Raw genomic sequence first — 23,426 nt, 5'->3', positions numbered from 1 at the left:
ACTCCAACAAGTCAACGTACGACGACGTCGCGGCGAGCAGGGTTAAGAGCAGGGTGGGGTCCCGTGGCGGGCCGGCCGGGCAACCGGCAGGCTCGCCGTCATGCTCCCCAGACTCCTGCTCGCAGCGCTCCTCACGCTGCTCCTCGTAGCGCCCGTGGCACGCGGCGCGACGTTCTGCGTCGACACGGCCTGCGACGGCCAGGCCAAGCCGACGCTCGACATCGCGCTGGGTGCCGCCGCGACCAGCCCGGGCAAGGACACGATCGTCCTCGGCAAGGGGCCGTTCACCGGGACCTACGCGATCACGTCCAACAACCCGGTCGACGTGATCGGACCCGAGAACGACAGCGCGCGGATCGTCGCGAAGACCGGCACCGCGCTCGTGATCGCCAACGGCGACTCGACCGTGCGCAACGTGAGCGTGCAGGTCAAGGCGGTCGACGGCGCGATCGGGATCGACGTCGTCGCGGCCGGCGCGGAGCTCACGCGGGTGAGCGTCAACGGCGCGCCCGGGGTGCAGCAGCAGACGGGGATCATGGTGCGCCGCGGCGCGCAGCTCGACACCGTGTGGGCGACGTTCTACACGCCCGGGTCGGCGGCGATCGTCGCGGCCGGGCAGCCGGAGCTGCCACTGCAGCTGCGCAACCTGTCGCTGCACGCGGAGACCGCGATCAAGGTCGACGGCTGGAGCAAGCCGGTGTGGATCAGCCACGCGGCGCTGTCGGCGACGCTGACCGGCGTGCTCGTGCGCGACGTCGGCGCCCTGGTCGCGGAGGAGCTGAGCGTGTTCGGCGGCGGCACCGGTGTGCACGCGGTCGACTCGACCGGCACGCTCCGCCACGCGACCGTCGCCGCGCGCCAGGAGGGCGCGACCGCGCTGCGTGCCGCCGGCTCGCGGCTGACGGTCCGCGACAGCGTGCTGATCGGCGCCGACCTCGGCTCCGACGTGGCCACCGACGCGCCGCTCGAGCTGCGCTACAGCGCCTTCCGGCCCGAGCGGACGGTCGGCCCGGTCGAGCAGCCCGGCGCGGACAACGTCGACCTGTCGCGCTCGTATCTCGGCCTGCCGAGCTTCGAGGCGGGCGTGTTCGCGCCCGCCGCCGGCAGCGCGCTGATCGACTCCGGCACCCCGGGCGCCGAGGCCGGGATCGACCTCCAGAACCGCAGCCGCCCGCTCGACGGCGACCAGGACGGCGTCAAGCGCCGGGACATCGGCGCGCTCGAGGCGGCCGTGGGCACGAGCGTGCAGCCCGCGAAGGTGGTGCTGATCGACCCCACGCCGAAGGTGGTGCCGACGCCCACCGCGACACCGACCGCGACGCCGGAGGTCACGCCCGTCGCGACCCCGCAGGTCACCCCGACGCCGACACCGATCGCCTCGCCGAAGCCGACCGTCTCGCTCGCGTCGCTCAAGGCCCGCACGCTGCGCGGCCGCTCGACCGGAACCGTCAAGCGCGTGCAGGTCACGCTCAAGCGGGGCGGAACCTGCGTGAGCGGGCGGGGGACGCTGCGCAAGGCGAAGACGTGCAGCTGGCTCGCCGTCCAGGGGACGGGCAGCTGGCGACTGAGCTTCAAGCGCGCGCTCCCGCGCGGCCGCTACCTCGTGCGGATGCGTGCCCTGGACGCCAAGGGCCACGTCCTCGCCGGCGCGAGCAAGCGGGTCCGGCGTGGCTAGCCACGGCTACGCGGCGTTCGCGCGCGCCGACGTGGCCGACGCGCGCCGTGGCCACCCGGCCAGCAGCCTGCAGGCGTACGCGGCCGAGCGTGGCCTCGAGTGGCTCGACCGCCGGTCCGCCGCGGGCTTCTCGGCGGCGTTCCCCGGCTTCGAGGCGTACCGCTACAACGCGGTCCGGGGCGTCCTGCCGGGCGGACGCTTCGGCGTGCTCTTCCACCAGTTGCTCGAGGTGCCGGTGACCGGCTCGCCGAACATCAGCGGCACGCTCTACGCGTCCACGGTGAAGGTCAAGAGCCGCCGCTGGTGGATGCCGGACCGCACGGATCTCCCGTTCATTGGCGACTTCCTCGACCCGCGCACCGAGCCGGGCGAGCCGGAGGCGTTCGACAGCCATGCCGTGTGGATCCCGACGACGACCGTCGCGATCAACGTGCCGGAGGCCGCGCTGCCGTTCTTCCTGACGCGGATCGACCGGCGCGACAGGCACGCGCCGTTCGACTTCCCGGACACGGCGGACCTGCCGGGCGGCTGGCGGCTGCGCTCGCACGGACCTGTGCCGTCGCTCGACGGGCTCGCGCCCGTGCTCGACCGCCACGCCGGGGACCCGTTCTTCCAGGTCCTCGCGCTACGGGGCACCGTGATCGTGCGCAGCAACGGCTACCGGACAGATCTGGACGAGCTGGCGCGCGACGCCTGTGCGATCGCGGACGCGTTCGCGGCCGCCTCGCCGTCAGCCGCGGAGCCGTTCGCCACCGCGCTCCCGGCGCCGCACTCGCACCACCCCGAGGTGACCCCCGCTTGGCGCGACGGCTACGCGCGGCTCGCCGCTCGCCTGGGCCTCGCTCAGGAAGACGCGGACGACTACCAGCGCGCGTTCCCGACGCTCGGCGTGCCCGGCCGTGCGGTCGCGGTGATGCGCGGGGAGCTCGCGCCCGGCGTGCACGGGCGGCTGGTCTACTCCGCCGAGCGCAACCTGCGGGCCGCCGAGCGGGCCCGCGGCGCGGTGCTCCTCGCCGCGCACGGCGCTCCCACCCCGCCCGGCGGCGAGCGCCACCCGGAGCATCAGCTCGTGTACGAGCAGCGCGACGGCGTGGCCGTGCTGTGGAGCCTGCGCACGGCCGGCTTCTACCGCGAAGAGCAGGAGGAGCTGGTCGAGCGGGCGCTGCGCTTCGCGGCTGGCAGACTGGAGGCGTGACGGAGAACCTGAAGGTGCGCCTGGTCCCGCGGTCGCTGGTCGACGGCGAGCGCGTGGTCGCGCGGCGCGCCGCCGAGGACCTCGTGCTCGTCCTCGCCGAGGACTTCCCGGACCGGATCGAGATGGTCGCGCCGAGCGAGGACGACGAGGAGCGCTTCCTGGCCGGGCTGATCAACACGCGCGCCGAGCCGGGGCTCGAGCTCACACGCCACGACGTGGCGGGCACGGAGCTGCTGATGCTCAGCGGCGAGTCGTACTTCACCGCCACGCACGCCCTGTGGGCGAACGAGTTCGACCCGCCCGAGCCCGAGCACGGCACGCTCGTCGCGGTCCCCACCCGCCAGGTGGTGCTCGCGCACCCGATCCGCGACCGCGGTGCGCTGGCGGTGCTGACGCCGATGCTGCAGCTCGCGCGCCGCTTCGGCGCCGCCGGCGAGCAGGGCACGATCAGCCCGAACCTGTACCTGCTGCGCGGCGGGCAGCTCCAGCTGATCGAGCTGGAGGAGACCGAGACGCAGATCGTGCTGCCGCAGACCGGCGAGTTCGCGCAGCTTCTCCAGCAACTCTGACCGGACTACCTTTCGCGCCGCATGCCGGCGTGGACGACCGAGATCGAGATCGCGTACGACTTCGGGCACCTCTACGTCCACGACGGCGCGGCGCACTGGAGTGACACGCCGGCGCGCGTGGACCTGCGGATGCCGCGCGTGGGGGAGTTCGGCGTCCCGGTCCGGATCGAGGGCTACGGCGCCAAGCCGGCGCCCGACCTCGCGCGCTGGGAGCACGTGGTCGAGTTCTCGCTGCGGGTGGAGTCGGAGGCGATCGCGTTCGCGTCGGGTACGGTCGGCGCGGCGCGGATCGGGATCGCGAACGGCGACTACCGGGCCCGCTGGTCGGCGGCCCGCGGCGAGTACCGCTTCCAGCTGTGGCCCGGACCGGCCACGGCACCGACGGCGGAGCTCAAGCGCCCGCCGGGCGCCGTCAGCGACCTCGGCGACATCCCCGCGCTGCTGCACGACGAGGGCGTGCAGGCGCTCGGCTCGATCGTCGGCACGCGCGTGCGCGGCGACGCGCTCCAGCTCTACGTGCGCCTGAGCGCGTGGCGGGACCGCGCGTGGTATCGGACCGTGCGCTGCGACGGCGCCGTCCGCTGGCAGGCGACGAGCGACCCGTTCTCCACCGCGCTCCTGCACGCCGAGCATCCGGGCCTGCTGGCGTTCGCGGACGAGCGCGGCGGGCTCTCCTTCAAGGGCGCGCCCGCGGAGCCCGAGCGGCTCGAAGCCGCCCTGCGCGCCGCGCACGCCGAGGCGGCCGGGCGGCACATCGCGTTCGAAGAGGGCCTCGCGGCGCGGCTCGCGGTCGGCTACGGGCGCCTCGCGAGCGGCCCCGTCACGCTGCTGCGCCGCTACGCCCACGTCGCCGATCACCACGGCGTGGCCACGAACCTCACCGTCACCGGCCCGGGCCGCGCCGGCCTGGCGCTGCTCGAGCTGGGCGACACGTTCGTCGTGGCCGAGCGCTTCTCGATCGTGGAGAGTTGAACGTCCTCGAGGAGAGTTAAACGTCCTGGACGTTTATTCCTCGCGCAACTAGATCGCCAGCGACCCGGCGAGGCCCAGGTAGGCCGCGCCCGCCGCGCGCGACAGGTGCTTCGTGCGGCGCCGCACGCGCTCGGCGACCGCGCCCGCCAGCAGCGCGTAGGTGGTGTCGGTGAGCGTGGCCAGCGCGACGAACACGAGGCCGAAGATCAGCGTCTGCAACGGGACGTTGCCCGCCGGGTCGACGAACTGGGGGAGGAACGCGACGAAGAACATCGCGGTCTTCGGGTTCAGCGCGTCCACGAGCAGGCCCTGGCGGTAGAGCCTGCCGTCACCGCCCGGGGCCGCCGAGAGGTCGGTCCGGCCGCGCAGCGCGCGCACGCCCAGCCACACCAGGTAGGCGGCGCCCGCGAGCTTGAGCACGAGCAGCGCGCTCGGCGAGGCCGCCACGAGCGCGCCGAGGCCGGCGGTCGCCGCCAGCACGTGCAGCAGCGCGCCGCTCTCGACGCCGAGCATCGACGTCAGCCCGCCGCGGCGCCCGTGCTCGAGCGTCCGCGCGACGATGAACAGCACGGACGGGCCCGGGATCAGCAGCAGCGCCAGGGTGGTGGCGGCGAAGAAGGCGAGGAGGTCTGGGGAGGGCATGACCGCGATCCTCGTCGCGGCCCGGTGCTCCCACATGAGGGAGCACCCTGATCCTCACCCTTAACTGTGGTCAGCCGGCCCGTAGCCGTGGGCGGCCTTGTACTCGTCGTTCTCGCGCTTCTCACCGCGCGCGAGGACGATCGCGTAGGCAATGGCGCCCTGGACCAGGACCGGGAACAGCACGACCCAGATCGCGAGGCTGACGAGAGTGACGGACAGAGCCGCATCGGCAAGCAACAGCATCAGCCCAGACGTTAGCTGATCCGGCCGGACGCAAGCGCCGCGCCCGGCCGGATCTCCCCCCTCAGAACAGGCGGTAGCGGACGGTCGCGTCGCCGAGCTTCAGACCCGGCGGGATCGTGCCGGGCGCGAGCCCGAACGCGCCGTCGAGCGCACCGGCCGCGACCGGCGTGAGCGTGCCGCCCACCGGGCCGAGCTTGAGCGTGCCCTTGCTGAGGCCCACCCGTGCGCTGCCGAAGTCCAGGTTCAGGATCGGCACGCGCGTGCCGCCGACGAGCGCGGTGAGCTGGCGCCGGAGCGGATCGATGTAGAACGTCTCGAGCTTGACGGTGGTGGCGCCCGCCGTCAGCGAGATCCCGCCGCTGTGACGGATCGTGCCCGACAGCAGCGCGCCGAACGGCTTGTTGGTGATCGGGAAGGCCAGCTCGCCGGTGGGCGTGGCGGCGGCCGGCGCGATCGGGGCGGGCGCGACGCCGAGGCCGGTGAGCGCGGCGACGGCGCCGGGGTCGAGCTTGAGCGTCGTCTCGCCGTAGGTCCGCGCCTGGGCGGCGGCGGGCGCGAGCAGCAGGAAGGCGGCGACGGTGGAGAAGAGCTTGCGCATGATCATCACTCCGCGGTGGCTTTGACGGTGGCCGTGCCGAGCAGCAGGCCTTCGGTGAACGCGGTCGTGCCGAACGCCTGGTTGAGGGCGCCGGCGGCCGCGGCGGTGAGCTTCAGGGCGGCGCCGTCGAGCGTGATCGTGCGGCCCTTGACCGACGCCTTCAGCGCCGACAGGTCGACGCTCAGGATCGGCACGCGCTGCCCGCCGACGAGCGCGGTCAGCTCCGGCGTGTCGTCGATGCCGATGGTGAAGCTCGTCAGCTCGACGCGCGTGGCGCCCTTGGTCAGCGCGATCCCGCCGGAGTGCTCGATCGTGCCGGCGTACGTCTTCGCGTTGACGCTCCCGCCCGTGATCGGGAACGCGAGCGCGTCGCTGCCGATCGGGGCGGCGGCGATCCCGAGGCTCTGCAGCGCGGCGCCGGCGCCCGGGTCGAGCGTGAGCGAGGTGGAGCCGGACGCGAGCGAGACCGTCTCCGGCTCGACGCGCACGCTGACGCTGCCCAGCTCCAGCCCGGCGCGGAACAGGTGCACGCCGAACGTCCGGTTGAGCGCCTTGGCGGCCGCGGCGCTGAGCGCGACGCGCACGCCCGAGATCCGCGTGGCGAGGCCCGCGCGGGTGATCTTGGCGCGCTTGGCGTCAACGGTCAGCAGCGTCACGCGCGTGCTGCCGACACGAGCGGTGAGGGTCGACCTGCGCGCCAGCTTGATCGTGAATGAGCGGGCGCTCAGCGACTTGCCGCCGGCCGAGAAGCGCAGGCCGCCGGAGTGCTCGATCGTGCCGCGCGCACCGTCCAGCGACCCGCCGGTGACCGGGAACGACACGTTGCCGCGCGCGGGCTTGATCGGCGCGACGCGGACGCCGTTCGCGCTCAGCGTGCGGGCGACGGCGCGGTCCAGCTTCAGCGTCGTGGTGCCTGACGCGAGCGGGGTCTGAGCATGCGCAGCGGGCGCCGCGGCCAGCAGCAGGACAGCCGCGGCCCCGGCGATGAGGTTTCTGGTCAAGGACTCCTCCGAAGGGTCGGATGACGTTTGTGCCTGGCCATACGCGTGGTGCGCCAAGATCGGATTTGGCACAACCGGGTGCGGATGCGCCACGTAGAGACGGGCATGGCAAGATGCGGGTCGACGTGGCCTTCGAAGACCGGGCAGAGCGGCGCCTCATCAAGCGCCTGGCACGCCGTGACCCCGCGGCGGTCCGCGAGCTCTACGCGCTGCACGGCCGCACCACGTTCGGCTTCCTCCTGCGCCTGCTGGGCGACCGCGCGGCCGCCGAGGACGTCCAGCAGCAGGTGTTCCTGGAGGCCTGGCAGCGCGGCGACCGCTACGACCCGGCGCGCGGCAACCTGCTCGCGTGGCTGCTCACGATCGCGCGCAGCCGTGCGGTCGACCATCTGCGCCGGCGCGTGCCCGAGCCGCGTGACCCCGTGTCGGCGGTCGCGCTCGCGGACGGCGCCGAAGCGGCGCGCATCGACGAGCTGCTCGAGCAGTGGCGGCTGGTCGGCGTGCTCGACCAGCTCCCGCCGGAAGAGGCGGACCTGCTGCGACGGCGCTTCTACCTCGAGCAGAGCCAGTCGGAGATCGCGGAGGCGACGGGCGTGCCCCTCGGAACGGTGAAGACCCGCATGACCCGGGCCCTGGGGCGCATGCGCGAGCTGCTGGAGGCAGACGCGTGAACGACGCGACCGACTACCTGCTGGGCGAGATGGAGCCCGACCGGATCGCCGCGTTCGAGGCGGCGCTGGCCGAGGACGCCGGGCTGCGGGCCGAGGTCGACGCGCTGCGGCCGGTGGTCACGCGGCTCGAGCGCCTCCCGGCGGAAGGCTGGGACGCGGCCGCGCCGCCGCCCCTGCAGCTGCCGGGTCTCCCGGAACCCGAGCCGACGGCGTCGCGGCGGTCGCGTCGCCTCGTGCTGCGCCCCGTCGTCGCGGGGCTGTGCGCGTTCGCGCTGCTCGCCGTCGGCACGGGCCTCGGCGTGCTGGTCGACCGTGACCCGGACCCGCCGACCCGGCTCGTGCTCCAACCCGTCGGCGACCTCGACGTGGCCGCGAAGGGCAAGGTCGGTGTGCGCGACGACCGCGTCACCGTGCGCTTGACCGGGCTCAAGCCGACCGACGGCGACGAGTTCTACGAGCTGTGGCTGCTCGGCGCCGACAAGGAGCTCGTCGGGCTCGGCTCGTTCCGCGTCGGCCAGGATGGCACCGCCGCCTTGCGGCTGCCGCTCCCGGTCGACCCGGGCGCGTTCCAGTACTTCGACGTCTCGCTCGAGGCCGGCGACGGCGACCCCGGGCACTCCGGCGTGTCCGTGCTGCGCGGTCCGACGACCTCCAGCTAACGGCGGCGCGCGCGGAACTCGTCGAGCGCGATCGCGTCGGGGCTGACGGCCGGCGCCTCGAACCCGACCGCGCCGGCGTCGGCCGACCAGAACCCCGGGTGCGCGTCCAGCCAGCGCCGCGCGTCCCGGCGGCCGAGCTCGAGCAGCCGCTCGATGAACACCTCGTCGAAGAAGATGAACGACAGCAGCTCTCCGCGCGCGGCCGCGGCCCCGCCGCCGAGCAGCCGTGACAGCAGCGCGAAGTCGAGCGAGCGCAGCGCCTTCAGCCCGCCGTAGCGCTCGCGGTAGGTCGCCTCCGCCAGCGCGCCGATCTCGCCCCGCCGCTCCGGCGACACCAGGGCGTACGAGACCCGCCGGTACGGCGGCCGGCCCTGCGCCTCGCGGTACGCGCGGGCCGCGCGCGACGTGCCCGTCGTCGCGTGCTCGGCGAAGAACGCGTTGACCGCGAGCATCCGGCGCACGTCATGGGCGACCTGGTCCAGCAGCAGCCCGTCGAGCGCGTTGGCGGCGACGTCGGCCAGCCGCGGCGTGGCGGCGCGCCCGGGTGGGTGCGCGACGGCGAACGGCTCGTAGCCGACCACGATGACCCGTTCGGCGCCGAGCGCCAGAGCGGGGGAGATCGGCGCGTTCAAGCGGGTGGCGCCGTCGACGTAGTGCCCCGCGGCGCCGAGCGGCGCGGTCACCTCGACCGGCGGGAACAGCAACGGGATCGCGGCGCTGGCCCGGACATGGCGGCCGTCGAGCCGCGTGTGCACGTACTCGATCTCGTGATCGCCGCGGGGTGGCCGGGCCGCGCTCTCGACGAACCCCACCGGCACGCCGCGCTCGACCGACGTGGCCACGACGCAGACCGCGTCGATCGCGCGCCCCGCGACGTTGGCGTGCAGCGCGTCCCAGTCGATCCAGCGGCTGAGGCTGTGCGCGAGCGGCGACGGGTCCAGCAGCGAGGCCGCCCGCAGCCCCGGCAGCTCGAGCAGCTCGCCCGCGAGGCGCGCGAGCCCGATCCCGGTGCCGACGCCGATCACCGGCCGGATCACCGACCCCTTGCGGACGGAGCGCCAGCGCTCCAGGAACGTCAGCGCCTGCTCACGCGCGGGCAACGCCGCCACGGCCGCGACGACCGCCGCGTTGATGCCGCCGACGCTCGTCCCGCAGACGATGTCGACCCGCTCCCCGCGCGCCTCGAGCGCGGGGAGCAGGATCGAGAGGGCGCCGGCCTCGTACGCGCCGCGCGCCCCGCCGCCGGGGAGGACCAGACCGTTCTGCACGGTCGCGACAGCGTGCCGACCGGAGGACGTGCGGTGTGTGGACCGCAGGGCCGAAATCGTGCGGGGCGCGTCAGGACACGGCGGCCAGCGCCGCCTCGCGGCTCGGGTAGAGCGCGAGCAGGCGGTCCACGCCGCGGAAGCGGAAGATCGACGGCGGCTCGTCCTGCGTGAGCACGAGGGCGACGGTGCCGCCGTCCTCACGCGCGCGGGCGCTCGCCGTGAGCAGCGTGGACAGCCCCGACGAGTCGATGAAGGCCACGGCCGTGAGGTCGACGACGAGGTGGGTGGCCTCGGCCAGCGCGAGCGCGAGCTGGCGGTCCAGCGCCGCGACGTTCGAGAACGTGATCTCGCCGGTCACGGCGACGACGGCCGTTCCCGGGCCGAGCGGCTCGGTGGTGATCTCAGCCACGGTCCAGCTCCAGCCACACGCGGTGGCGGTCGGTGCGCTCGGCACCCCAGCGGGCGGCGCACTGGTCGACGAGGTACAGGCCCCACCCGCCCGGGCCCTCGGGGTTGGCGATCGGGCGTTCGGGCAGGGGGAAGCCGGGCCCGTCGTCGGAGACGCTCAGGTGCACGGTGCGCGGGGCGATCCGCAGCTCGATCGCGACCGTCCCGTCCTCGACGCCCGTGTGCCGGACGGCGTTGGCGACGAGCTCGGTCGCGAGCAGGCGCACGTCCTGCGCGAGCCGCTCGCCCAGCTCCTCCGCGACCGGGGCGAGCGCGTCGGCGACGTCGTGCGCGGCGCGCGGCACGGCGGGGAACCGCTCGGACACGCGCAGCGGCGCCGCGATCCGCAGCGCCAGGCAGGCGATGTCGTCGCGCGGCTGGCCGCCGGCGTTCTCGACCGCGACGCGCTCGAGGTGCTCGACGACCGCGCGCGGGCCTTCTGCCGCCTTCTCGGCCACGAGCGCGGCGAGGTCGTGCTCGGTCAGGATCCGGCGCGGCGCGGCGGCCTCGCTCACGCCGTCGGTGTAGAAGACGAGCAGGTCGCCGGGCTCGAGGGTCGCGGTGATCTCCGGCAGCTCCGGGCGCTCGAGGATGCCCAGCGGCGTGCCGACGTCGCCGACCGGCGCGGCGGTGCCGTCGGCGCGGGCGAGGATCGGCAGCGGGTGGCCGGCGGTCGAGAGCTCCAGGTCCGCGCCGGTGGGCGTGAGGTCGACGCGGGCGAGCGCGGCGGTGACGAAGCCGGGCGCCTGCTGGCGCAGCAGCTGGTCGTTCAGGCGCAGGAGCTGGTAGCTCGGGCGCAGGCCAGCGACCGCGTGCGCGCGCAGCGTGTAGCGGCCCAGCGCGGTCACGGCCGCGGCCTGCGGGCCCTTGCCGCACACGTCGCCGACGACGAGCGCGTAGCTGCCGTCGCCCTGGACGAACACGTCGTAGAAGTCGCCGCCGACCTCGTTGCCCTCGCCCGCGGCGCGGTAGGTGGCGGCCAGCTCGAGGCCGTCGATCGTCGGCAGGTGGGGCGGCAGGAGCGCGCGCTGCAGCGTCTGGGCGGTGCGCGTGCGCTCCTGGTACAGGCGCGCGTTCTCGATCGCGATCGCCGACTGCGCCGCGATCCCGGCGACCATGTGCTCGTCCTCGGCGGTGAACATGCCGGGCTCCGGGTGGCCGAAGAAGAGGCCGCCGACGACCTCGCCGTCGCTCGCCATCACCGGCACCGCGAGGTAGCTGCGGACGGGCAGGTGGCCGTCGGGCATGCCGTTGTAGGGCGCGCTGCGGCCGTACCGCGCGTCCTGGCGGACGTCGTCGATGCGGACGATGCCCTCGCCGTTGAACGTCGGCGCGAAGATGTCCGTGTTGCGCGGCATCGGGAACCGCTCGAACACGCTGCGCTCCACGCCCGAGAGCGTGTAGAGCATGTACGCCTCGCCCGCGTCCGAGAGCACGTTGTAGAAGAAGGCGCCGAACTGCGCGGGGGTCAGCTCACGCGCCGCGTCCGTCGCCAGCTGCACGATCTCCTGCAGCTCGAGCCGGCGCGAGATCGCCTGCCCGACGCGGTGCAGCGCCTCCGCGCGCTGCTTCTCGAGCAGCAGCCGCCGGCCGGTCTCCTCGGCCTCCAGGCGCGCCGCGTGCTCGCGGTTGAGCAGCTCGAGCGTCTCGATCGCGTTCGCGGCCATCTGCGCGAGCGCGGCCACGATCGTCTCGTCGTCGCGCGTGAACGCCCCGTCCTTGTCCCACAGCTCCAGCAGCCCGAGGCTGGAGCCGTAACGGGCCACGAGCGGCGCGACGAGCCGCGGGCCGTGCGGCGCGCCGTTGGGCCCGCGTCGGGCGACGGCCTGACGCGCACCGATCACGTCGCGCGCGGCGGCCGCGACGATGTCCAGCACAGCTTGGTCGGTCGCGGCGGCCGTGACCGCGCGTGCAGCGTCCGCCAGTGAGCGGAGCGGGTCGCTCATCGGGCGGGATCGTATTGACCCGTGGCATCCTTAACGGCGATGAGCGATCTCGAACGCCGCGGCGGTTCCCGCCCCTCCCGCAAGCAGCGCGCCGACCGCGCCTACCAACTCGTGCTCGCGACCGGCGCATTCGGGTTGATCGGCACCGTGGGGATCGTCCTCGCGATCCTCGGCATCATCGGCGCCGGCCTGCCGATCCTCGCGCTCGTGATCGCCGCGATCTGCTTCGTGCTGCTGCGTAGAACGGTGCGCTAGCCGTCGATCGGCACCTCGAACTTCGAGGTGTACTCGTCGAAGTCGGAGACCCGCACGGTGATCTCCATCGTCCAGTCGCCCGCCACGCCCAGGCTCGCCGCGTTCACGACGTAGTGGCCGGGGCCGGCGACGTTCGGCTCGAGCGTGATCTTGGCGATCTGCTTGGACGGCATCTCGGCCGTGAGCCGCAGCTCCTTCGTCGCCTCGTAGGGCGCGCCGGTCTTGCGGTCGAAGAGGTAGACGTGCGTCTCGTTGGGGCCGACGCGGGCGGGGTCGACGGTGACCTCGACGCGGGCCGGGCCGACGTTGACCGTGGTCGAGAACGGGCCCGCCGACTGCGCGGTGGACGGCGCGTAGCTCGACAGCGCGCCGGTCGCGCCCAGCGCGATCACGCCGAGCACGAGCTCGGCGACGAGGATCCGCCGCAGCAGCACACCCGTCTGGCCCGGTGAGCCGGTGAGCCGCTTGAGCGCGGGAACGAGCTTCTGTCGGTTGTAGGCCCCCGCGGCGACGATCAGCAGCGCGACGGCGATCTTGATCAGCACCGATCGGCCGAACGGCGTGTCCAGCAGCGCGCCGAAGCGCCCGACCTCGATGATCCCCTGAACGGAGCCCGAGATCAGCAGCACGGCGAGCGCGGGCCCGGCGAGCGTGGAGAAGCGCCCGACGACGGTCGCGAGCAGTGGCGTGCGCTCCTCGGGCGACACGCTCGCGGTGGCCGCGCGCAGCGCCAGCACGAGCACGGCGACGCCGCCGAGCCACGCGGCCATCGCGAGCACGTGCAGCACGTTCATCGGCATCAGCACCGCGACCGGCTTCTGCACGCTGGTGTGCCCGCCGAGCGACGGCAGCAGGGCGAGCGCGAAGAGCGGCACGGCGAGCGCGACGAGCTTGGGCGTGGACAGCACGGGGCGCGGGCGGGTCGCCGCCGCGAGGGCGGGGGCGGCGGCCGCGGGCGCGGCGAGGGCGGTCGCGGCGAGGGCGCCGGTCGGCGCGGCTCCGGCGCGGCCTGCGGGCGCGGCGCCGCCGTTGCCGGCGCGGCCTGCGGGCGCGGCGCCGCCGTTGCCGGTGTCACCCGCCGGCGCGGTTCCGCCGCCGTTGCCGGCCGCGTCCTCGGGCGCGCTCGCGTGGCCGTTGCCGGCCTCGCGCAGCGGGCGTGTCGCCAGCACGGCGAGCACGACCAGCCAGACGGCGGCGCCGATGCCCCAGGCGCGGCCGAACCGGGTGCCGAGGACCTCGGTGAAGACGTCGGGGCGGGCGGCGTTCCAGAAGGACTCGCCGGAGCCGATCGCGCCCTGGAGGATCACCGCGAGCAGCGCGGACACGAAGCCGACGACGCCGGCGACGAGCAGGAGCTTCTCCAGGCGGGCGGTGAACGGGCGCGAGACGCGGCCGACCGGGCGCCAGCAGACGAGGAAGAAGATCAGGGCGCCGAGGCCGAGGGCGATCGCGCTGTACTGGAGCCCGCGCGCGATCGCGAGGGCCGTGTTGGTGACCGGCGCGGACGTGCCCGAGCCCAGCAGCTCGTCCAGCGACTGCGCGGGCGCGGCGCCCTCGCCGACGGTGAAGACGAAGCCGGACGAGATCGGGTGCCCGTCGGCGGACACGACGCGGTAGGTCGCGGTGTAGGTGCCGTCGCCGAGGCCGGGCTTGAGCTTGATGGCGATCCGCTCGCCGCGGTTGTCCGGATGGAAGGCCTCGCCCGTCTGGACCTCCTTGCCGCTCGCGTCGAACACGCGCAGCGCGCCGAACGCCCCCTCGACGGACTCGTCGAAGATGAAGACGACCTCCTTGGGCGCGGCGTCCAGCTTCTGGCCGCGCTCCGGAAGGGTCGACTGCAGCGTCGCGTGGGCCAGCGCCGAAGCCGGCGCGACCAGCTCCGCGAGGAGCACCAGGACCAGGGCGAGCGCCCGCCTCACCATGCTTCGACGGGCCCCTTCTTCGGCTGCTCGGCGGACTCGCCACCGTCACCGCCGTCGTCGGCCGAGCGACGACGACGCACGACGAAGACGGCGATCGACAGGACGATCAGCAGCGCGGCGAAGCCGAAGATCGCGCCGATCGGCAGGCCGCCGCCGTCCAGCGGCACCCACGTCAGCGTGCCCGTGACCTCGCCCTTCTGGCCGCCGATCGAGATCGGGATCTGCCAGTTGTCGTAGATCACCGTCTCCTTGCCCTTGTCCGTCAGCGCGGGCGGGTCGCCCTCGCCCATCCAGTGCATGCGATGGTCGTGCCACTCGAAGCGGCCGCTCTTGGACTGCTCCTTCCAGTTGGGCTCGGACGCGAGGTTCTGCGGCACCGCGGCCTCGCCCTGGCGGTCCTCGTTGAGGTAGTAGGCCTTCGAGTTGGTGTTCAGGAGCACCGTGCCGTCGGCCTTGACCTGGGCGTAGGGCTCGTTCTCGTAGCCGAACACCTCGACGTCCTTGCCGCTCGTGTTGTGCAGCAGGACGCGGTCGTCGAAGTTGAGGATCTCGACCGTGACGCCCTTGGTGGCGGGCGTGATGCCCTTGACCACGGAGCGGTAGTTCGGGTTGCCTTCGTGGGCCATCGCCACCGGAGCGGCAAGCAGCAGGGCGACGAGGGCGAGCAGTGCAGCGGGCTTGATCATGGTGTGCGGCGGCGGAGCAGTTGCAGGAGGACGGCCGCGGCGGCGAGCGCCACGGCCACGATCGAGAGGATCAGGGGCAGCGGGGAGTCGGAGTCCTCGGCGACCGTCGCCGCGGCGGGCGCGGCGTCGGTGGTGTCGGCGGCCGGCGTGGCGGTGGCGGAGCCTTCGGTCGCGGCCTCCGCGCCCTCGCCGCCCGCGTTCTGGCGCGGCGCGTCCGCGCTGACCGTCGTCACCGCGGCCGGGTTCTCGGAGTCCGCGGCGCCGATCCACCGCGACACGGACCCGTCGTCGTACGTCTGGATCGACTTCCAGGAGATCTCACCCTCCTGCTCGGGCGTGGAGGCGAGGAACGAGAAGCGCGCGAAGCCGTCCTCGGCCAGCTCGCCCTTCCACGTGATCGTCTCCAGGCTGCCGTCCGCGCCCTCCTTGTTCTCGCGCGTCCATCCGTCCGGCTCGGCGAACGAGAACGGGATCAGGTCCTTCGGGACCTGAAGCGTGACCTCGGTCGTGTGGGCGTCGCGCTCGTTCGGCACGATCACCTCGAAGAGCACGGGGTCGCCGGGCGCGACGAGCGCCGGGCGGACCTGCACGTGCGCGGACGCGGGAGCCGCGGCGACGAGCGTCGTCGCGGCCGTGGCAAGCAGGGCGCGCCGGATCACTTGATCTTGAACTTGAAGGTGCCGGACTGCGTGTGGCCGTCGGCGGCCTTCATCGTCCACTTGGCGGTGTACGTGCCGGCCTTCTTGGACGACTTGATCGGCACGGCGATGCGCTTGACGTCGCGCGGGTCGCGGCCGCCCTTGCCGGACGAGATCGTCCCGCTCGGCCCCGTGACCTTGATCGTGCCGCTGCGGATCTGCCCCGAGAAGGTCACGGTGACCTTGCTCAGCTTCTTGGAGACCGACTGGTTCTTGCTCGGGTAGGTCGACTTGACCTCGGTGTGGGCAAAGGCGGTCGCGGTGACGATCGCCGAGACGGCGGCCGTGGCCGCCAGTGCCGTGGTGACTTGCTTGCGCATCTGAGTTCCTTCTTCCGTTGGACGGCGCGCACACGCGCGCCACGTTCGCTAGCTGGTGAGGGCGAACGCGGAAGGGGGAGGCCGCATGGCGAGCGCGCAGGCCACCGGGCCGGCCGCCGGGCGCGCGACGAGCGCGAGCCGCGGGCGGGGCATCGACACGGCGCGCGGGCGTGGGACGGCGGCCCGGCGACGGTCGCGCAGGCGCTCGATCAGCGCCTCGCCCGGCCGGACGCCACCCGCGAGCAGCGCGAGCAGCAGCAGCGCGGGCGCCATCGTCAGGGCAAGCCCAGCCGACGCGACCAGAGCGGTCGCGATCAGCACGAACATGCAGACGAACGCCAATGCGCGCTTCATCGCAGACGAGCATAGGCGACAATCGCCGCGTCCGACAGGTACTCCGGCCAGATAGGGTGCGTCCTGTGAAGACCCCGGCGTGTATCGCCGCGCTCGGCGCGGCGCTCGTCCTCGCGGCCTGCGGGGGCGGTTCAGATTCAGAGAGCACCCCGACTCCGGCGCAGGGCGGAGGCGGCGGCACGGCCGACGGCGCGCAGGTGTTCACGCAGAACTGCGCGAACTGCCACACGCTCGCGGCGGCGGGTTCCAAGGGCCAGGTCGGCCCGAACCTGGACGACCTGCGTCCGGGGCCGGACCTCGTGAAGACCCAGACGGAGAACGGCGGCGGCGCGATGCCCTCCTTCAAGGGCAAGCTCTCCGACGCGGAGATCCAGGCGGTCGCCGACTACGTGTCGGAGAACGCCGGAAAGTCCTAGACGCATCGCCGAGAGGGCGATGCGTCGGCGAGCACGAGGGCGCCGCGCGGTGAGCGCGGCGCCTCGCGAGCTCGCTAGCGGGACCCCGCGTGCTTGCGCGGCGGACGGCGGCGCCGGTTGCGGCGCGCCGGGCCACCCGTGGCGTGCGGGCGCGCCGTGGCGAAGCCCGTGCCCTCGAACTCGCGGTGCAGCTCGAGCGCGGAGGCGATCCGGCCCACGTCCTTGGCCTGCTCGGCCTCGACGAACGTGATGCCGATGCCGCTGCGGCCCGCGCGGCCGGTGCGGCCGATGCGGTGCACGTAGGACTCGCGGTCGTCCGGCGCGTCGAAGTTGATCACGTGGCTGACGCCGTCGACGTCGATGCCGCGGGCGGCGACGTCGGTGGCGACGAGCGTGTTGACCTTGCCCGACTCGAAGGCCGCCAGCGCGCGCTCGCGCTGGTTCTGGGACTTGTTGCCGTGCATGGCGACGGCCTTGATGCCCTGCGTCTCGAGGCGCTTGACCAGGCGGTCGGCGCCGCGCTTGGTGCGCACGAAGACGAGCGCGAGCTCGGCCTGGTTGAGCTCCGCGACGAGCGCCGGCAGGCGCGTCTCGCGGTCCACGGCGCGGAAGCGGTGCTCGATCTCGCCGCGCGACTCCTCGGTCGGGCGGTGCTCGTGCGTGACGGCCTCGTAGGTGTACTCGCCCGCGATGCGGCCGGCCTCACCGTCGAGGGTCGCGCTGAAGAACAGCGTCTGCCGGTCGTCCGGGCACTTCTTCACGAGCCGGTCGACCGCGGGGCGGAAGCCCATGTCGAGCATGCGGTCGGCCTCGTCGAGGACGAGGATCTCGACGTCGGCCAGCGAGAGCGCGTTGCGGGCCAGCAGGTCCTCGAGGCGACCCGGGGTGGCGACGACCATGTGCGCCGCGCGGGCGTTCTTGATCTGCTTCTCGAAGCCGACGCCACCGTAGACGGAGGCGACGCGGATGCCGCGGGCCTCGGCCATCGGGCGCACCTCTTCGACGATCTGGCTCACGAGCTCACGCGTCGGCGCGAGCACCAGGGCCTGGATCGCACGGTGCTTCGGGTCCAGCAGGTCCACGGTCGGCGCGCCGAAGGCGATCGTCTTGCCCGAGCCCGTGGGGGACTTGGCGAGCACGTCACGGCCTTCCAGCACGTCCTCGATCACGAGGGCCTGGATGGCGAAGGGGGACTCCATGCCGTGCTTGGCGAGCGCGCCCACGACGGGCTGCGACAGGCCGAGATCGGCGAAAGACTTCTCTGACAAAGAAACTCCTAAGGGGGCGGCACTGGGGAGCGGCCGCGGAAGATCTGGGGAGGCTGTGACGACCCCAAACCGCCCGGGTGGCGGACTCAAGTGCGCTCGAACCTCACGAGCAGCCGGATGCCGCCCGTGAGGTACATGCTAGCGCGACGGCTTCTCGGCGCGCACTTGGTAGACGGACATGAACCCGCTCTCGAAACCCTGACGGGAGACGCGGAGGTAGATGCGCCACACGCGCACGCGTTCGTCGCCGCCGAGCTGCCGTGCGCGGTCGATGTTCGCCTCGAAGCGGTGCTGCCACTCGAGCAGCGTCCTCGCGTAGTCGTCCGGGAAGTCCTCGACGTGGCGGGTGTGCAGCCCGGCGCGCTCGATCGCCGTCTGGATGCGCGAGACGTGCAGCGGCGCGGCGTCCGGCCACACGTAGCGCTCCGAGAACGGGCCGGCCTCGGAGTCGCCGACGCGCAGCCGCGCGATCCCGTGGTTGAGCAGCGTGCCGCCGGGCTTGAGCAGCGAGGCGAGCTTGGCCATGTAGACGTCGACGTTGACCGAGCCGACGTGCTCGACCATGCCGATCGAGGCGATCGCGTCGAACGTCTCGCCCGCGATCTCGCGGTAGTCCATGACGCGGATGTCCACCTGATCGGCCAGCCCGGCGGCGGCCGCGCGCTCGCGGGCCAGCTGCGCCTGCGGCTCGCTGAGCGTGATGCCGGTGACGTGCACCCCGTGCTCACGCGCCGCGTGGATGGCGAACGCGCCCCAGCCGCAGCCGACGTCGAGCACGCGCATCCCGGGCTTGAGCGCCAGCTTCGTGCAGACCAGCTCGAGCTTGGTGAACTGCGCCTCCTCGAGCGTCTTCGCCCCGCGCGACCAGATCGCGCACGAGTACGTCATCGACTCGTCGAGGAAGAGCGAGAAGTACTCGTTGGAGAGGTTGTAGTGGTGCGTGACCGAGCGCTTGTCGCGCAGGATGCTGTGCCGCGCCCCCTTGGGCCGGAACTCCATCGCCGGCACCTTCGGCACGCGCCGCAGCGCGCCCGCCTTGACCGCGGCGCGCGCGATCCGCAGCTTCGTCGGGTTGTCGAGCGGCGGCGGCGACCAGCGTGCGATCAGCGCCATCGCCGCGTCCATGTCGTCGACCTCGATGCCGCCGCTCACGTACGCCCGGCCGACGCCGAGCTGCGACGGCGCGCGCAGGATGTGGCCGAGCGCGACCGGCGAGGTGAGCGTGAAGGTCGGGCCTTGGTGCCCGTTCGTGGGCGGCAGCGAGCTGCCGTCCCAGAGGGCGAGCGTGAAGGGGCGGTCAGGCAGCGCCTCCGCCAGTGCTGCGCGGAGCTCCTGCGTCACGTCGCGAGCTTGGCGGCCTGACGTTCGGGGGACACGCGGACCACGTCCCAGGCGAGGCCCGTCTTCTCGAGGGCCCAGATCACCCACGCGGAAGGATCGAAGTTCCATCGTGAGAGACCATGCCGTGCGGACGTGGGAAACGCATGATGGTTGTTGTGCCACGCCTCGCCGAAGGTGAAGAACGACAGCCACCACAGGTTGCGCGACTCGTCCGTCGTCTCGTACTTGCGGCGGCCGAAGAAGTGGCACAGCGAGTTGATGCTGTAGGTGGCGTGATGCAGGACGAGCATCCGCACGGCACCGCCCCACAGGAGCCCGGTGAGGCCTTCGGCGACGGTGCCGCCGATCGCCCAGCCGAGGAGGAACGGGACGACGAGGCCCGCGGCCACCCACCACACGAACGTGCGGTTGATGAACGCCACCACGGGGTCCTTCATCAGGTCCGGCGCGTAGCGCGTCTTCAGGCCGCGCTGGGTGTGGATGAACAGCCAGCCGACGTGCGCGTGGAACAGGCCGCGCAGCGCGCCCTTGAGGCCGTGCCCGTGGTCCACGTGCGGGGAGTGCGGGTCACCCGGCTGGTCCGAGAACGTGTGGTGCTTGCGGTGGTCGGCCACCCACGAGATGACCGGGCCTTCGATCGCCGCGCTGCCGAGCGCGGCGAGGATCGCGCGTACGGCCTTGCCCGTCTTGAACGAGCGGTGCGTGAACAGCCGGTGGAAGCCGACCGTGATCCCGAGCCCGGTCGAGATGTACATGATCGCGAACACGATCAGGTCGCTCCAGCCGAGCAGCGAAGACCACAGCTGCCAGGCGACCACTCCCAAAGCCAGGATCGGAAGAACGGTCACGGTCCCGGTGAGGAAGCGGTCGAGGTTCTCGTTGGCGACGGGCTGGACGTCGTCGCGCGTGGTTTGGGTCGCCGTCATGTCCGCGCCAGTGTGCCACGTGCCCGGGCCTTCGCGTCTCAACCTCGGTCGCGTTTCTCACCGGGCGAGCGGCGGGATCTGGCCTTCTCCTGCTTCTTCGGCTTCTTCTTCTTGGCGGCGGGCGTCGTGACGCGGACCGTCCGGGTCTCGACCCCCACCGGCCCGCTGGGACCGCGCGCCTCGATCCGCACGCGGTAGCGGCCACGGCCCTCCGGCTTCCACGGGAACGAGTGCGTCCCGCGTGGGAGGCTCGCGAAGTCGCGGGACACGCTGATGCCGCGCTGGCCCCACACGCGGACCTTGACGGAGGACACTTTCGAGAGCGTGAAGCGGACGGTCCGCACGCGATCCCAGCGGGTGCCCTTGAGCGCGGCCAGGTCGATCCGCGTCGGCTCGCGCTCGTACCGCTCGAACCGCGAGTAGGCGCGGCAGTAGACGCGGGCGTCGGTCCGGTCGCACAGCCCGCCGAGGAAGCCGGCCGTCAGCGAGTGGTAGCTGAGCGTGGACTCCGCGCCGCGTTCGGAATACAACGACCAGGCGCCCGTGTCGAAGTCCGCCACCTGACGGCGAGCCGCGCGGTCACCGGCGCGGAACAGCCGGCGCGCGCGGGAGGAGTGCAGCAGGGCGCTCGTGTCGCGCAGGCCGAGCACGGCCTGCAGGCCGCCGTTGAACACGTGGTAGCCGGGCGAGAACGAGTACAGGAGGTAGTGCTTGCCGCCGGGCACGGAGACGGCGACGCCGCTCGGCGGCGGCTGCTCGAACGCGCCCAGCGACCGCTCCGCCGCGCGCTTCCAGCGCGTGTGGCCGAGCGCGCGGTAGCCGCGCGAGAGCGCCTGCGCGGCCGTCGCCTGCGTCATCCCGGACACCCACGGCGGGGCGCCGGTTCCGTACGCGAAGTAGTACTCCCAGGCGAGGTAGCCGCTGCGGCGCGCGCCGAGCGAGGCCAGCCGGTCCAGTGAGCGCGTCAGCGCGGCGCGACGGCAGGTGTCCTTCGTCGTCTTCGACCGCAGCGCGGCCAGGCACGCGCCGGCGATCGCGTTCGCGCGGCCCCAGCTCGCCAGCGGCTGGACCTGCAGGCCGTGGCCCGGGTAGTACTGGAAGATCGTCGGGTCGCGGCCGAACGTCGTCCGCCAGCCGGACGCGGGCACCGGCTGGTCCTTCCAGAAGCGGACGTTCTGGCGCAGGATCAGGAACGTCGGGCGCAGCCGATCGGCGGTCAGCGCGCGCTGAGCCGCGAGCGCACGCACGGAGCCGACGACGTAGCCGAGCTCGGTGCGCGGCTGCCCGCCCAGGCGGCCGAGTGCGGCGTTGGCGGCCTGCCACTCGGCGCGCATCGAGCCCTCGGCCCCGACTGTGATGCGTCCCGTCAGGCGCGCGACCCGCAGCGCGCCCTCCACCGTCTTCGAGCGCCGCATCCGCGCGATCTCCGCGCGCCGCGCCGCCTCGTAGGCCTTGCGCCGCTCGACGAGCGCGTCGAAGCCGCCGGTCTTGGGCGGCAGGCGGTCGAGCTCGTCGTAGCGCTCGGGCGTCGGCACGGGCGCGGGCGCGCGCTCCTCGCCACAGCCCGCGGCCACCAGGGCGACCACGACAAGGACCCTCCACCACTTCACCAGGACCACCATGCCAGCCGATGCGGGAAGATGAGCTGGACGAACGGGAAGGAGAGAGGCCGCATGCAAGGACTGATGTCGCAGTACCCGCTCACGCTCACCCACATCTTCAATCGTGCTGAGCGCTTGTTCGCGGGCAAGGGGGTGGCGACCGTCCAGGCCGGTGGCATCGAGCGGATCACCTACGGCGAGTGGGCGCAGCGGACGCGCAAGCTCGCGACCGTGCTGGACGAGCTCGGCGTCAGCCCGGACGGCCGCGTGGCGACCTTCGCCTGGAACACCGCGCGCCATCTCGAGCTCTACTTCGCCGCGCCCTGCTCGGGGCGCGTCCTGCACACGCTCAACATCCGTCTCTTTCCTGACGACGTCGTCTACATCGCCGACCACGCCGAGGACGAGGTCGTGTTCGTGGACCGGTCGCTGCTCGGCATCTTCTGGCCGCTCGTGGACCGGCTGAGCACCGTCAAGCAGGTGATCGTCATGGACGACGGTGTTCCTGAGGACATCCCCGACGATCCGCGCGTGCAGGACTACGAGACGCTGCTGGCGGCCGCCGCGCCGGCCGAGTTCGGCGTGCTGGAGGACGAGAACCAGGCCGCCGCCATGTGCTACACGAGCGGCACCACGGGGCACCCGAAGGGCGTCGTCTACTCGCACCGCTCGACCGTCCTGCACTCGATGGGCGCGCTGTGCGTGGACGCGGCCGCGGTGTCCGAGAAGGACCGGGTGATGCCGGTCGTGCCGATGTTCCACGCCAACGCGTGGGGCCTCTGCCAGGCGGCGGTGATGGCGGGGGCGGACCTCGTCATGCCCGGCCCGAAGATGCAGCCCGCCGCGATCGCCGAGCTGATGGAGGGCGAGAAGGTGACGCTGGCCGCGGGCGTGCCGACGATCTGGATGGGCGTGCTGCCGGAGCTCAAGGGGCGGGACCTGTCGTCTCTACGGGACATCGTGTGCGGCGGGTCCGCCGTGCCGAAGTCCCTGAGCGAGGCCTACCGCGAGCAGGTCGGGCTGCCGATCCTGCAGGCCTGGGGCATGACCGAGACGTCGCCGGTGGCGACCACGGGGCGGATCAAGTCGACGCTCGCCGACGCCTCCGAAGAGGAGCTCGCCGACCTACGCGCCGCGCAGGGCACGCCGATCCCGCTCGTGGAGCTGCGGATCGCCGACCCCGCGACGGGCGAGGAGCTGCCCTGGGACGGCGAGGCGCGCGGCGAGCTGCAGGCGGTCGGGCCGTGGATCGCCCGCGCCTACTACAACGACGAGCGCTCGGACCAGTCGTTCACCGAGGACGGCTGGCTGCGCACGGGCGACGTGGCGACGATCTCGCCCGACGGCTACGTGCGGCTCGTGGACCGCACCAAGGACCTGGTGAAGTCGGGCGGCGAGTGGATCTCCTCCGTGGAGCTCGAGAACGCGATCATGGCCCACCCGAAGGTGGCCGAGGCCGCGGTCATCGGCATCCCCGACGAGAAGTGGTCCGAGCGCCCGCTGGCGTGCGTCGTGCCCGAGCCCGGCGAGGGACTCACGCTCGACGAGCTGCGCGCGTTCCTGGCCGAGCGCGTGCCCAAGTGGTGGATCCCGAACGACCTCGAGCTGATCGAGGAGGTGCCCAAGACGTCCGTGGGCAAGTTCTCCAAGAAGACGCTCCGCGAGCGGTTCGCGGAGCGCAAGGCTACGGCCTGAACGCTCCGTTCGGTCAAGAGTGGCAACGTGCCAACTCTGGCAAGGTGTGTCGGGTGGC

The 23,426-nt window shown here is 73.1% G+C and carries 25 protein-coding genes; 9 read left to right on the top strand and 16 right to left on the bottom strand.

Going from position 1 to position 23,426, the window contains the following annotated elements; all coding sequences use genetic code 11:
* Positions 1-100 precede the first annotated feature (100 nt).
* The 4 genes from C8N24_RS07145 to C8N24_RS07130 are packed head-to-tail and all read left to right on the top strand — an operon-like array spanning position 101 to position 4,411.
* The gene (locus C8N24_RS07145) at positions 101-1,675 is read left to right on the top strand and encodes a hypothetical protein (RefSeq protein ID WP_121249396.1); all 1,575 of its coding nucleotides are present in this window, start codon (positions 101-103) and stop codon (positions 1,673-1,675) included.
* Positions 1,668-2,870 (top strand): hypothetical protein, encoded by a 1,203-nt coding sequence (locus tag C8N24_RS07140; protein WP_121249395.1) that lies wholly within the window; start codon positions 1,668-1,670, stop codon positions 2,868-2,870. Before C8N24_RS07145 ends, C8N24_RS07140 begins: the two co-directional genes overlap by 8 nt.
* Positions 2,867-3,439, top strand: coding sequence for a hypothetical protein (locus C8N24_RS07135; RefSeq protein WP_121249394.1), 573 nt, complete (start codon positions 2,867-2,869; stop codon positions 3,437-3,439). Before C8N24_RS07140 ends, C8N24_RS07135 begins: the two co-directional genes overlap by 4 nt.
* A 21-nt stretch (positions 3,440-3,460) precedes the next feature.
* Positions 3,461-4,411, top strand: a complete 951-nt coding sequence (locus C8N24_RS07130; protein WP_121249392.1) for a hypothetical protein — start codon at positions 3,461-3,463, stop codon at positions 4,409-4,411.
* A gap of 48 nt (positions 4,412-4,459) precedes the next feature.
* Here C8N24_RS07130 and C8N24_RS07125 read toward each other — a convergent pair whose 3' ends face one another.
* The 4 genes from C8N24_RS07125 to C8N24_RS07110 form a co-directional block, all read right to left on the bottom strand.
* Complete coding sequence (locus tag C8N24_RS07125) at positions 4,460-5,053, bottom strand: LysE family translocator (protein ID WP_121252994.1); 594 nt, start codon at positions 5,051-5,053, stop codon at positions 4,460-4,462.
* A 60-nt stretch (positions 5,054-5,113) separates the two neighbouring features.
* Positions 5,114-5,296, bottom strand: a complete 183-nt coding sequence (locus C8N24_RS07120) for a hypothetical protein (RefSeq protein ID WP_121249390.1) — start codon at positions 5,294-5,296, stop codon at positions 5,114-5,116.
* A 61-nt stretch (positions 5,297-5,357) separates the two neighbouring features.
* Positions 5,358-5,894, bottom strand: coding sequence for a hypothetical protein (locus tag C8N24_RS07115; RefSeq protein WP_147447675.1), 537 nt, complete (start codon positions 5,892-5,894; stop codon positions 5,358-5,360).
* Positions 5,895-5,899: 5 nt separating this feature from the next.
* A complete protein-coding gene (locus C8N24_RS07110) occupies positions 5,900-6,895 on the bottom strand; it encodes an HtaA domain-containing protein (RefSeq protein ID WP_170178904.1) in 996 nt (331 codons plus the stop codon).
* A gap of 125 nt (positions 6,896-7,020) precedes the next feature.
* Between C8N24_RS07110 and C8N24_RS07105 the strand changes: the two genes are divergently transcribed.
* On the top strand, positions 7,021-7,566 hold the full coding sequence (locus tag C8N24_RS07105; RefSeq protein WP_170178903.1) for an RNA polymerase sigma factor: 546 nt from the start codon (positions 7,021-7,023) through the stop codon (positions 7,564-7,566).
* Positions 7,563-8,225, top strand: coding sequence for an anti-sigma factor (locus tag C8N24_RS07100; protein ID WP_121249384.1), 663 nt, complete (start codon positions 7,563-7,565; stop codon positions 8,223-8,225). The genes C8N24_RS07105 and C8N24_RS07100 overlap by 4 nt, the downstream gene beginning before the upstream one ends.
* On the opposite strand, the gene C8N24_RS07095 is transcribed toward C8N24_RS07100, so the two are convergent.
* From C8N24_RS07095 to C8N24_RS07085, 3 genes are all read right to left on the bottom strand, one after another.
* Positions 8,222-9,493 (bottom strand): patatin-like phospholipase family protein, encoded by a 1,272-nt coding sequence (locus C8N24_RS07095; protein ID WP_245971781.1) that lies wholly within the window; start codon positions 9,491-9,493, stop codon positions 8,222-8,224. The two genes, C8N24_RS07100 and C8N24_RS07095, sit on opposite strands and share 4 nt — an antisense overlap.
* A gap of 70 nt (positions 9,494-9,563) precedes the next feature.
* Positions 9,564-9,902: an STAS domain-containing protein gene (locus C8N24_RS07090; protein ID WP_170178902.1), complete on the bottom strand. Its 339-nt coding sequence runs from the start codon at positions 9,900-9,902 to the stop codon at positions 9,564-9,566.
* Positions 9,895-11,886, bottom strand: coding sequence for an ATP-binding SpoIIE family protein phosphatase (locus tag C8N24_RS07085; RefSeq protein ID WP_121249379.1), 1,992 nt, complete (start codon positions 11,884-11,886; stop codon positions 9,895-9,897). Before C8N24_RS07085 ends, C8N24_RS07090 begins: the two co-directional genes overlap by 8 nt.
* A gap of 39 nt (positions 11,887-11,925) precedes the next feature.
* Here C8N24_RS07085 and C8N24_RS07080 point away from each other — a divergent pair, with 39 nt between their 5' ends.
* Complete coding sequence (locus C8N24_RS07080; protein ID WP_121249377.1) at positions 11,926-12,141, top strand: hypothetical protein; 216 nt, start codon at positions 11,926-11,928, stop codon at positions 12,139-12,141.
* Here C8N24_RS07080 and C8N24_RS07075 read toward each other — a convergent pair.
* Genes C8N24_RS07075 through C8N24_RS07055 form a run of 5 tightly spaced genes read right to left on the bottom strand, consistent with a single transcriptional unit; the run spans position 12,138 to position 16,121 of the window.
* On the bottom strand, positions 12,138-14,060 hold the full coding sequence (locus C8N24_RS07075) for a copper resistance CopC/CopD family protein (RefSeq protein WP_170178901.1): 1,923 nt from the start codon (positions 14,058-14,060) through the stop codon (positions 12,138-12,140). The genes C8N24_RS07080 and C8N24_RS07075 overlap by 4 nt on opposite strands.
* On the bottom strand, positions 14,057-14,749 hold the full coding sequence (locus C8N24_RS07070; RefSeq protein ID WP_121249373.1) for a hypothetical protein: 693 nt from the start codon (positions 14,747-14,749) through the stop codon (positions 14,057-14,059). The genes C8N24_RS07075 and C8N24_RS07070 overlap by 4 nt, the downstream gene beginning before the upstream one ends.
* Positions 14,746-15,408, bottom strand: coding sequence for a DUF1775 domain-containing protein (locus C8N24_RS07065; protein WP_170178900.1), 663 nt, complete (start codon positions 15,406-15,408; stop codon positions 14,746-14,748). Before C8N24_RS07065 ends, C8N24_RS07070 begins: the two co-directional genes overlap by 4 nt.
* Positions 15,405-15,767 carry a copper resistance CopC family protein gene (locus C8N24_RS07060; protein ID WP_121249369.1) on the bottom strand — a complete coding sequence of 121 codons (363 nt, stop codon included), beginning with the start codon at positions 15,765-15,767 and terminating at the stop codon, positions 15,405-15,407. The genes C8N24_RS07065 and C8N24_RS07060 overlap by 4 nt, the downstream gene beginning before the upstream one ends.
* A 48-nt stretch (positions 15,768-15,815) precedes the next feature.
* Entirely contained in the window at positions 15,816-16,121 is a 306-nt protein-coding gene (locus tag C8N24_RS07055; RefSeq protein ID WP_147447674.1) for a hypothetical protein, read from the bottom strand.
* Positions 16,122-16,186: 65 nt separating this feature from the next.
* Here C8N24_RS07055 and C8N24_RS07050 point away from each other — a divergent pair, with 65 nt between their 5' ends.
* A complete protein-coding gene (locus tag C8N24_RS07050) occupies positions 16,187-16,537 on the top strand; it encodes a c-type cytochrome (RefSeq protein WP_211339865.1) in 351 nt (116 codons plus the stop codon).
* Between the two features lie 74 nt (positions 16,538-16,611).
* Here C8N24_RS07050 and C8N24_RS07045 read toward each other — a convergent pair whose 3' ends face one another.
* From C8N24_RS07045 to C8N24_RS07030, 4 genes are all read right to left on the bottom strand, one after another.
* Positions 16,612-17,805, bottom strand: coding sequence for a DEAD/DEAH box helicase (locus C8N24_RS07045; protein WP_147447673.1), 1,194 nt, complete (start codon positions 17,803-17,805; stop codon positions 16,612-16,614).
* A gap of 138 nt (positions 17,806-17,943) precedes the next feature.
* Positions 17,944-19,146, bottom strand: coding sequence for an SAM-dependent methyltransferase (locus C8N24_RS07040; RefSeq protein ID WP_121249361.1), 1,203 nt, complete (start codon positions 19,144-19,146; stop codon positions 17,944-17,946).
* Positions 19,143-20,072, bottom strand: a complete 930-nt coding sequence (locus C8N24_RS07035; RefSeq protein WP_121249359.1) for an acyl-CoA desaturase — start codon at positions 20,070-20,072, stop codon at positions 19,143-19,145. Before C8N24_RS07035 ends, C8N24_RS07040 begins: the two co-directional genes overlap by 4 nt.
* Before the next feature lie 38 nt (positions 20,073-20,110).
* The gene (locus C8N24_RS07030) at positions 20,111-21,658 is read right to left on the bottom strand and encodes a D-glucuronyl C5-epimerase family protein (RefSeq protein WP_121249357.1); all 1,548 of its coding nucleotides are present in this window, start codon (positions 21,656-21,658) and stop codon (positions 20,111-20,113) included.
* A gap of 87 nt (positions 21,659-21,745) precedes the next feature.
* On the opposite strand from C8N24_RS07030, the gene C8N24_RS07025 reads away from it, so the two are divergent.
* Complete coding sequence (locus C8N24_RS07025; RefSeq protein ID WP_121249355.1) at positions 21,746-23,368, top strand: long-chain fatty acid--CoA ligase; 1,623 nt, start codon at positions 21,746-21,748, stop codon at positions 23,366-23,368.
* Positions 23,369-23,426: the final 58 nt, after the last annotated feature.

Source organism: Solirubrobacter pauli, from assembly GCF_003633755.1.
Taxonomy (GTDB): Bacteria; Actinomycetota; Thermoleophilia; order Solirubrobacterales; family Solirubrobacteraceae; genus Solirubrobacter; species Solirubrobacter pauli.
This window is presented reverse-complemented; position numbering and strand designations above follow the sequence as displayed.

What these genes read in the sequence shown, in the direction of transcription:
- C8N24_RS07145 (WP_121249396.1), top strand. Translation starts at nt 101, where the DNA reads ATGCTCCCCAGACTCCTGCTCGCAGCGCTCCTCACGCTGCTCCTCGTA.
- C8N24_RS07130 (WP_121249392.1), top strand. Translation starts at nt 3,461, where the DNA reads ATGCCGGCGTGGACGACCGAGATCGAGATCGCGTACGACTTCGGGCAC.
- C8N24_RS07125 (WP_121252994.1), bottom strand. Translation starts at nt 5,053, where the DNA reads ATGCCCTCCCCAGACCTCCTCGCCTTCTTCGCCGCCACCACCCTGGCG.
- C8N24_RS07120 (WP_121249390.1), bottom strand. Translation starts at nt 5,296, where the DNA reads ATGCTGTTGCTTGCCGATGCGGCTCTGTCCGTCACTCTCGTCAGCCTC.
- C8N24_RS07115 (WP_147447675.1), bottom strand. Translation starts at nt 5,894, where the DNA reads ATGCGCAAGCTCTTCTCCACCGTCGCCGCCTTCCTGCTGCTCGCGCCC.
- C8N24_RS07085 (WP_121249379.1), bottom strand. Translation starts at nt 11,886, where the DNA reads ATGAGCGACCCGCTCCGCTCACTGGCGGACGCTGCACGCGCGGTCACG.
- C8N24_RS07080 (WP_121249377.1), top strand. Translation starts at nt 11,926, where the DNA reads ATGAGCGATCTCGAACGCCGCGGCGGTTCCCGCCCCTCCCGCAAGCAG.
- C8N24_RS07070 (WP_121249373.1), bottom strand. Translation starts at nt 14,749, where the DNA reads ATGATCAAGCCCGCTGCACTGCTCGCCCTCGTCGCCCTGCTGCTTGCC.
- C8N24_RS07060 (WP_121249369.1), bottom strand. Translation starts at nt 15,767, where the DNA reads ATGCGCAAGCAAGTCACCACGGCACTGGCGGCCACGGCCGCCGTCTCG.
- C8N24_RS07055 (WP_147447674.1), bottom strand. Translation starts at nt 16,121, where the DNA reads ATGAAGCGCGCATTGGCGTTCGTCTGCATGTTCGTGCTGATCGCGACC.
- C8N24_RS07035 (WP_121249359.1), bottom strand. Translation starts at nt 20,072, where the DNA reads ATGACGGCGACCCAAACCACGCGCGACGACGTCCAGCCCGTCGCCAAC.
- C8N24_RS07025 (WP_121249355.1), top strand. Translation starts at nt 21,746, where the DNA reads ATGCAAGGACTGATGTCGCAGTACCCGCTCACGCTCACCCACATCTTC.